This window comes from Streptomyces carpinensis (assembly GCF_002154505.1).
Lineage (GTDB): Bacteria > Actinomycetota > Actinomycetes > Streptomycetales > Streptomycetaceae > Streptomyces > Streptomyces carpinensis.
The window spans coordinates 1-7,953 of the sequence record NZ_MUBM01000578.1 but is presented as its reverse complement, the minus strand read 5'-3'; the positions used below and the strand labels follow the sequence as shown (position 1 = coordinate 7,953).

The window sequence follows — 7,953 nt, the reverse complement described above, 5'->3', positions numbered from 1 at the left end:
GGCACGTACGGGGTGCTGCGGGGACCCCGGGTGAAGCGGGTCACCGTGCCGCTCGCGAAACTCCCGCGGTCCGCGGACGGTTTCCGGATCGCGGTCGTCAGCGACATCCATCTCGGGCCGACCCTCGGCCGGGGCTTCGCGCAGAAGGTCGTCGACACCGTCAACGCCACCCAGCCCGACCTCATCGCGGTCGTCGGCGACCTGGTGGACGGCAGCGTCAAGGACCTCGGGCCGGCCGCAGCCCCGCTCGCGCAGCTCCGGGCGCGGCATGGGGCGTACTTCGTGACCGGCAACCACGAGTACTTCTCCGGCGCGGAGCAGTGGGTGCGGGAGGTGCGGCGGCTCGGCCTGCACCCCCTGGAGAACGCCCGCACCGAGCTGCCCGGCTTCGACCTCGCCGGTGTCAACGACGTGCAGGGCGAGAGCGAGGGGCAGGGACCCGACTTCGGGCGCGCGCTCGGCGACCGGGACCCGGCCCGCGCCTGCGTGCTCCTGGCCCACCAGCCGGTGCAGATCCACGAGGCGGTCCGGCACGGGGTCGATCTCCAGCTGTCCGGTCACACCCACGGCGGTCAGCTCTGGCCGGGCAACTTCATCGCGGCCGCCGCCAATCCCACCGTCGCGGGCCTGGAGCGGTACGGCGACACCCAGTTGTACGTCAGCCGGGGTGCCGGGGCGTGGGGGCCGCCCACGCGCGTGGGTGCCCCGTCCGACATCACCGTCGTCCAGCTGGCCTCCCGACAGGCGTGACAGGGTCGATAAAAGCCTAGGAAAGGTACATTCCTCGCAACCCTCGGGCCGGCTGAGAAGTTTCTGTGAAACAAACTGAAAACACTTCTTCATAACGTCTTTTCATCCTCTCCAGAATCCTCTTCCCCGGGGCGAAACACCTGTGATTAGGTGGCCGCGCCGCTCAGGGGTGTGGCATATGCACAGCGGCCCGCGCAGGGCCTGGGGAGGGCATCACCGATGCGATCGGTTCGCATGCGGATTCTGTTGGCGCTGCTGGTACTTGCGATCGCGGGCGTGGGCGGCTGGAAACTGCTGCCGTCACAGGGCGACAAGAACGAGACGATCACCGTCGGTACGACGGACGCCGTCACGTCGCTCGACCCGGCCGGCGCCTACGACGCCGGATCCTGGGCCCTGTACAGCAACGTGTTCCAGTCCCTGCTGACCTTCGAGCCGGACGGCGCCTCGCCCGTGCCGGACGCGGCCAAGAGCTGCGCCTTCGTGGGCAGCGGACTGCGCACCTACCGCTGCGAGCTGCGCCCGGGGCTGAAGTTCCCGAGCGGTCGCGCCATGACCGCCGAGGACGTGAAGTACTCCTTCGACCGCGTCAAGAGGATCAAGTCCGATGTCGGTCCGGCGCCCCTGCTGTCCACCCTCGGCTCGGTGGACGCCGACGGCATGACCGTCACCTTCCATCTGTCCACGCCGGACGCCACCTTCCCCTTCAAGGTCGCCACCGGGGCCGGCTCCATCGTCGACCGCACCCGCTACCCGCTGGACGCGCTGCGCACCGGCAGCCAGGTCGACGGCACCGGGCCGTACCGCCTGACGGGCTACACCAAGGGCAAGAGCGCCGCGATGCAGCCGAACAGCTCCTACAAGGGCGCCATCGACGGCACCGGGCGGCCGATCGAGCTGCGTTACTACCCCGAGGGCAGCGCGCTCGACAAGGCCTGGCAGGGCAAGCAGATCGAGGTCGCCACGCGCACGCTGACGCCGAAGGTGCTCGCCGGGCTCAACCCCAGCGACCCCAACCAGCGCGTGTCGGAGTCCGACAGCTCCGAGACCCGCAACCTGTACCTCAACACGCGTGCCTCCTCACCGCTGCACGACGCCCGCGTCCGCCGCGCCGTCGCCTGGCTGATCAACCGCGAGCAGCTGGCCGGCTCCGTGTACGACGGGACCGTCGACGCGCTGTACTCGCTGGTCCCGGCGGGCATCACGGGCCACACGACGGCGTTCTTCGACGCCTATCCGGCCCAGGACGCCAAGAAGGCGCGGAAGTTGCTGACCGAGGCCGGCGTGTCGATCCCGGTGCGCTTCACCTACGGCTACGGCGAGGGGCGCGGCGCGGGAGCCGAGGAGGCCGCGGAGATCAAGCGACAGCTGGAGGCGAGCGGCCTGTTCAAGGTCGACGTCAAGGGCTACGAGTGGACCGACTTCCAGAAGCGCTGGGCGGGCGGCAAGCTCGACGCGTACGCGGTCGGCTGGGTCGCCGACTACCCCGACCCGGACACCTTCGGCGGCCCGCTCGTCGGCACCGGCAGCAGCATGAACACCGGCTACAGCAACAAGGCCGTCGACCACCTCATCACGGACAGCCAGCAGTACGCCGACCGCAGCCGCGTGGCGGCGGACTTCCGCACCCTGCAGTCGGACGTGGCGCAGGACGTCCCGCTGATCCCGCTGTGGCAGCAGAAGGAGTACGTCGTCACCACCGAGGACGTCCGCGGCGGCCAGTACCTCTCCGACGGCACCGGCGTGTTCCGGCTGTGGAAGCTGGGCTGGATCTGATCGGCCGGCCTTCTTCCGGCCGGCCCTTCGAACCGCGTCACCCGATCACGGTCAAGCGCCCTTTCGCCCCTTGACCACCGGGTCCGGCAGCATCTTCGTCATGCCCGGCAGGAAGTCCGTGAACAGTTCGTGCACCTCCAGCACGAGCGGGCGCAGCACCCGGAAGCGGGCCAGTGCCACGCCCCGCGCGGTGAGGCGCGCGCCGCGCTCGGCGAGCCGGTAGCTGCGCTCGCGGCCCTCGGTGCGGTCGAACACCCAGTACAGGACGAGCCCCATCTGGGCGAGCCACATCAGCTCGGGCAGCACCTCGCGCAGCTCCGCCGGCACCTTCGTCCTCGCGCCGTGCAGCACCTCCTTGTGGACGCTGATGGCCTCGGCGCGCGCGTGCTCGGACTCCGGGGAGAAGGGGCTGAGCGGGCTGTCGGGGTCGGCGGCGTTCTTGAAGAACTGCACCGCGAACTCGTGGTACGGCGTGGCGATGTCCAGCCACGCCTTCAGCACGCCGGCGAGACGTGCCTCCAGGTCGGTCTCCCGGGCCAGGACCTCCCGGACCGCCTCCTGGTGCTCGGTGGCGATCCGGTCGTAGAAGCCCTGGATCAGGTGTTCCTTGCCCTCGAAGTAGTAGTAGGCGTTGCCGACGGAGACCCCGGCCTCCTTGGCGATGGCCCGCATGGTCGTCTTGTCGTAGCCGTGTTCCTGGAACAGCCGCATGGCCGTCTCCAGGATGAGGGCGCGGGTCTGCTCGGATTTGCTGGTGGTCTTCTCGGGCACGAGGAGAGCCTAGTCAGGCCCGGCGGTCGTCCGGCGGACGGTGTCTCAGGGACGGCGGCCCAGCTCCCGGCGCTTGGTGTAGTCCGTGAAGCCGAGGACGTTGCCCCAGGGATCGGCGATCTCGACCGTCCAGCCGGTCACCGCGGCGGACGGCTCGTCGAGCAGGGCGATCCCGGCCGCCGTCAGCTCGTGCGCCGCGACCCGGGCGTCCGGGACCTCCAGCCAGACGCGCGGCGAGGCCCATGGCGGCGACCGGTGCCCGAGCGCCTCCTCCCGGCGCAGCAGGAGCCCCGGCGTCTCGCCGCCGACCTTCAGCAGGGCGATCCCCGCCTCGTCCAGCCGGAACGCCACCGGGAACCCGGCCCGCCCGTAGAACTCCACGGCCTCGCCGAGATCGCCCACGGGCAGCAGCACGTTGTCGAACCCGAGAAGCTCGTACGACTCGTCATCTGACATGCGATCAGATTAGGTACGGACCCGCCCGGCATCCCGGCCCACACCCCGGCACACCGGCCCCGAGCTCACCCGCCCGGGCGTAGGACGCCGAGGGCCCCGCTCCACGGGGAGCGGGGCCCACAGGCACGTACCGGAAGCGACCGGCCTCAGAAGCGGCGCGTGATCAGCGCCCGCTTGACCTCCGCGATCGCCTTCGTCACCTCGATGCCGCGCGGGCAGGCGTCGGTGCAGTTGAAGGTGGTGCGGCAGCGCCAGACGCCGTCCTTGTCGTTCAGGATCTCCAGCCGCTGCTCGCCCGCCTCGTCACGGCTGTCGAAGATGAAGCGGTGGGCGTTGACGATGGCCGCCGGGCCGAAGTACTGCCCGTCGTTCCAGAACACCGGGCAGGAGGAGGTGCAGGCCGCGCACAGGATGCACTTCGTCGTGTCGTCGAAGCGCGCCCGGTCCTCCGCCGACTGCAGGCGCTCACGGGTCGGCTCGTTGGTGTCCTTCGTGATCAGGAAGGGCATCACGTCCCGGTAGGCCTGGAAGAACGGCTCCATGTCCACGACCAGGTCCTTCAGGACCGTCAGGCCCTTGATGGGCTCGATCGTGATCGGCTTCTCGGGGTTGATGTCCTTGATCAGCGTCTTGCAGGCCAGACGGTTCCTGCCGTTGATCCGCATGGCGTCCGAACCGCAGATGCCGTGCGCGCAGGAACGGCGGAACGTCAGCGTGCCGTCCAGATCCCACTTGATCTTGTGCAGGCCGTCGAGGACGCGCTCCTTGGGGTCGATCTCCATCTGGAAGTCTTCCCAGGTCGCCTCCGCCGAGACCTCCGGGTTGAACCGGCGGACCCGGAAGGTGACGGTGATGTAGGGGGAGTCGGCGAATCCCGGCTCGGGCTGCCCGGCCGCGTCCGCCTTGTCCAGAACAGGGGTTGCCATCAGTACTTACGCTCCATCGGCTGGTAGCGGGTCTGGACGACCGGCTTGTAGTCGAGACGGATGGATTCGGTCCCGTCGGCGCCGACCTCGCGGTACGCCATGGTGTGGCGCATGAAGTTGACGTCGTCGCGGTTGGGGTAGTCCTCGCGGTAGTGACCGCCGCGGGACTCCTTGCGGGCCAGGGCCGACGTGGCCATGACCTCGGCCAGGTCGAGCAGGTTGCCCAGCTCGATGGCCTCCAGGAGGTCGGTGTTGAACCGCTTGCCCTTGTCCTGGATGGACACGTTCTTGTAGCGCTCGCGCAGCTCGGCGATCTTCTCGACGGCCGTCTTGATCGTCTGCTCGGTGCGGAACACCATGACGTTGGCGTCCATGGTCTCCTGGAGCTCGCGGCGGATGTTCGCCACCCGCTCGTTGCCCGTGGAGGTGCGCAGCCGCTCGATCTGCTCGACGACGAGGGACTCCGGGTTCTCCGGCAGCTCGACGAAGTCCGCGGACTTCGCGTACTCGGCGGCGGCGATGCCGGCCCGGCGGCCGAAGACGTTGATGTCCAGCAGCGAGTTGGTGCCCAGGCGGTTGGCGCCGTGCACGGACACGCAGGCGACCTCGCCGGCCGCGTACAGGCCGGGGACGACGGTGGTGTTGTCCGCCAGGACCTCACCCTCGACGTTGGTCGGGATGCCGCCCATCGCGTAGTGCGCGGTCGGCTGGATCGGGATCGGGTCGGTGTACGGCTCGATGCCAAGGTAGGTGCGCGCGAACTCGGTGATGTCCGGCAGCTTGGCGTCCAGCTGCTCCGGCGGCAGGTGGGTCAGGTCGAGGTACACGTGGTCGCCCTCGGGACCGCAGCCGCGGCCCTCGCGGATCTCCGTGTAGATCGAACGGGACACGACGTCACGGGACGCCAGGTCCTTCATGACGGGCGCGTACTTCTCCATGAAGCGCTCGCCGTCCTTGTTGCGCAGGATGCCGCCCTCACCGCGGGCACCCTCGGTGAGCAGGATGCCCATGCGCCAGATGCCGGTCGGGTGGAACTGGAAGAACTCCATGTCCTCCAGCGGCAGCCCGCGGCGGTAGACGGCCGCCTGGCCGTCACCGGTCAGGGTGTGCGCGTTCGACGTGACCTTGAAGAACTTGCCGCAGCCACCGGAGGCGTAGATGACGGCCTTCGCCTGGAAGATGTGGATCTCGCCGGTCGCCAGCTCGTAGGCGACGACGCCGGCGGACCGCTTGACGCCGTCGACCTCGGTGATCAGCTGGTCGAGGACGTAGAACTCGTTGAAGAACTCCACACCCTCCTTGACGCAGTTCTGGTACAGCGTCTGGAGGATCATGTGGCCGGTGCGGTCGGCCGCGTAGCAGGAGCGGCGGACCGGGGCCTCGCCGTGGTTGCGGGAGTGACCGCCGAAGCGGCGCTGGTCGATGGTGCCGTTCGGGGTCCGGTTGAACGGCAGGCCCATCCTCTCCAGGTCGAGGACGGAGTCGATGGCCTCCTTCGCCAGGATCTCGGCGGCGTCCTGGTCGACCAGGTAGTCACCGCCCTTGACCGTGTCGAAGGTGTGCCACTCCCAGTTGTCCTCCTCCACGTTGGCGAGCGCGGCGGCCATGCCGCCCTGCGCGGCGCCCGTGTGGGAGCGGGTGGGGTAGAGCTTGGTCAGGACCGCGGTGCGGCTGCGCTTGGTCGCCTCGATGGCGGCACGCATACCGGCGCCACCGGCGCCGACGATGACGGTGTCGTACTTGTGGATCTTCATCAGGATTTACCTCGGTCCCGGGGCCTAGCGGATGTTCGGGTCGAAGGTGAAGATCACCAGCGTGCCCAGGAGGATGGTCCACACCGTGGCGGTGTAGAGCAGCGCCTTCAGCCACAGCCGGGTGTTGGCGCGCTCCGCGTAGTCGTTGATGACCGTGCGCAGGCCGTTGCAGCCGTGCAGCATCGCCAGCCACAGCATCAGCAGGTCCCAGACCTGCCACCACGGGGAGGCCCAGCGGCCCGCGACGAAGGCGAAGCCGACCTTGGAGACGCCGCCGTCCAGGACGAGCTGGATCAGCAGGTGGCCGAGGACGAGGACGACCAGGACGATGCCGGACAGCCGCATGAACAGCCAGCCGTACAGCTCGAAGTTGCCCCGGGTCGACTTCGGGGTCTTCTTGGTGCGCTTGCGCGGTGCCTCGATGATCGGCGCCGGGTTCTCGACGCTGTAACCGGCGGCACCCTCGACCGGGCCGATGCCGGCAGCGGTGGTTTCAGTGGTGGACATGCGCGTCAGCTCCCGAAGACGACTCGAGCGGCGTGGCCGAGGACGGGGTAGATCGCCCCGAGCATGAGCACGACCCACACGCCGACGACGGTCCAGAGCATCTGCTTCTGGTAGCGGGCGCCCTTGGCCCAGAAGTCGACGGCGATGACTCGAAGGCCATTGAGCGCGTGGAAGAGGATGGCGGCGACGAGGCCGTACTCCAGCACGGCGACGACCGGCGTCTTGTAGGTGGCCACGACCTTGTCGTAGGTCTCGGGAGACACGCGGACGAGCGCGGTGTCCAGCACATGAACGAACAGGAAGAAGAAGATGAGGACGCCGGTGACTCGGTGAGCCACCCAGGACCACATTCCTTCCCGGCCGCGGTACAGCGTTCCAGCCGGCACGGAAGAACCCTCCGGGAGCGGGGACTAGGGCCGCGCCGGCTTCACTGTCGGTCGGGCCCGGCCGGGTACGGTCCACCGGCCCCCAGCATGGTAGCGATGCGTCGCCGCGAGCTTTGCAGGGGGCCTGCCTCGTGTGATCAAACTGGCACTCAAAGGTGCACGGACGGGTGAGCCGGGGCGGTCACAGGGCGGGTCCGATGCCCCGATTGCCGGGCGTGTGTGCGTTGCGGCTGGTCGTGTCCCGCGGCGGAACCGCCGAGGGACGGCGCCCCGCAGCCCTGCGTCGCTTCCACCAGCCGTCCCCGGGCAAGGCGCCGGAGTTCCTCCGCGGCGACGGTTCGTTCGTCCTCCGGATCGTTCGCCAATCGTGATCGGAGCGCGGCCAGTACCCGGTCAAGGGCCTCCTCCGGGGCCACGCCGTGCAGGCAGATGACGAACTTGTGTCCGAATCGCGCCTCGTAGGCGGCGTAGGCGGCGCTCAGTGCCGTGGAGGCGGCGCCGTAGGGGCTCTCGGGCAGCGCGGGCGGCGGCTCTCCCTGCAGTGCCTCCGTCAGGTCGCCCGGACCCAGGTCGTACGCCGCCTCGTCCGCCGCCGCGAGGAGCGAGGGCAGGTCGGGGTAGGGGCGG

Annotated in this window: 9 protein-coding genes; 2 read left to right on the top strand and 7 right to left on the bottom strand. The window is 69.3% G+C overall.

Going from position 1 to position 7,953, the window contains the following annotated elements; genetic code table 11:
• Both BZY54_RS46365 and BZY54_RS46360 read left to right on the top strand, forming a co-directional pair.
• Positions 1-750: metallophosphoesterase (locus tag BZY54_RS46365; protein WP_143668349.1), on the top strand; the 750-nt coding region annotated here is incomplete at its 5' end.
• Between the two features lie 234 nt (positions 751-984).
• Positions 985-2,526, top strand: a complete 1,542-nt coding sequence (locus BZY54_RS46360; RefSeq protein ID WP_244217673.1) for an ABC transporter substrate-binding protein — start codon at positions 985-987, stop codon at positions 2,524-2,526.
• A 51-nt stretch (positions 2,527-2,577) separates the two neighbouring features.
• Here the strand turns inward: BZY54_RS46360 and BZY54_RS46355 are convergent, their stop codons facing one another.
• From BZY54_RS46355 to BZY54_RS46325, 7 genes are all read right to left on the bottom strand, one after another.
• Complete coding sequence (locus BZY54_RS46355) at positions 2,578-3,297, bottom strand: TetR/AcrR family transcriptional regulator (RefSeq protein ID WP_086731342.1); 720 nt, start codon at positions 3,295-3,297, stop codon at positions 2,578-2,580.
• Between the two features lie 45 nt (positions 3,298-3,342).
• Positions 3,343-3,753 (bottom strand): VOC family protein, encoded by a 411-nt coding sequence (locus BZY54_RS46350; protein ID WP_086731341.1) that lies wholly within the window; start codon positions 3,751-3,753, stop codon positions 3,343-3,345.
• A 146-nt stretch (positions 3,754-3,899) separates the two neighbouring features.
• Positions 3,900-4,679, bottom strand: a complete 780-nt coding sequence (locus BZY54_RS46345) for a succinate dehydrogenase iron-sulfur subunit (protein WP_086731340.1) — start codon at positions 4,677-4,679, stop codon at positions 3,900-3,902.
• Entirely contained in the window at positions 4,679-6,433 is a 1,755-nt protein-coding gene (gene sdhA, locus BZY54_RS46340; RefSeq protein ID WP_086731339.1) for a succinate dehydrogenase flavoprotein subunit, read from the bottom strand. Before sdhA ends, BZY54_RS46345 begins: the two co-directional genes overlap by 1 nt.
• Positions 6,434-6,457: 24 nt before the next feature.
• Positions 6,458-6,940, bottom strand: coding sequence for a succinate dehydrogenase hydrophobic membrane anchor subunit (locus BZY54_RS46335; RefSeq protein WP_086731338.1), 483 nt, complete (start codon positions 6,938-6,940; stop codon positions 6,458-6,460).
• Between the two features lie 5 nt (positions 6,941-6,945).
• Positions 6,946-7,326 (bottom strand): succinate dehydrogenase, cytochrome b556 subunit, encoded by a 381-nt coding sequence (gene sdhC, locus BZY54_RS46330; protein ID WP_086731337.1) that lies wholly within the window; start codon positions 7,324-7,326, stop codon positions 6,946-6,948.
• Positions 7,327-7,475: 149 nt separating this feature from the next.
• Positions 7,476-7,953: 2-oxo-4-hydroxy-4-carboxy-5-ureidoimidazoline decarboxylase (locus tag BZY54_RS46325; RefSeq protein ID WP_279634772.1), on the bottom strand; the 478-nt coding region annotated here is incomplete at its 5' end.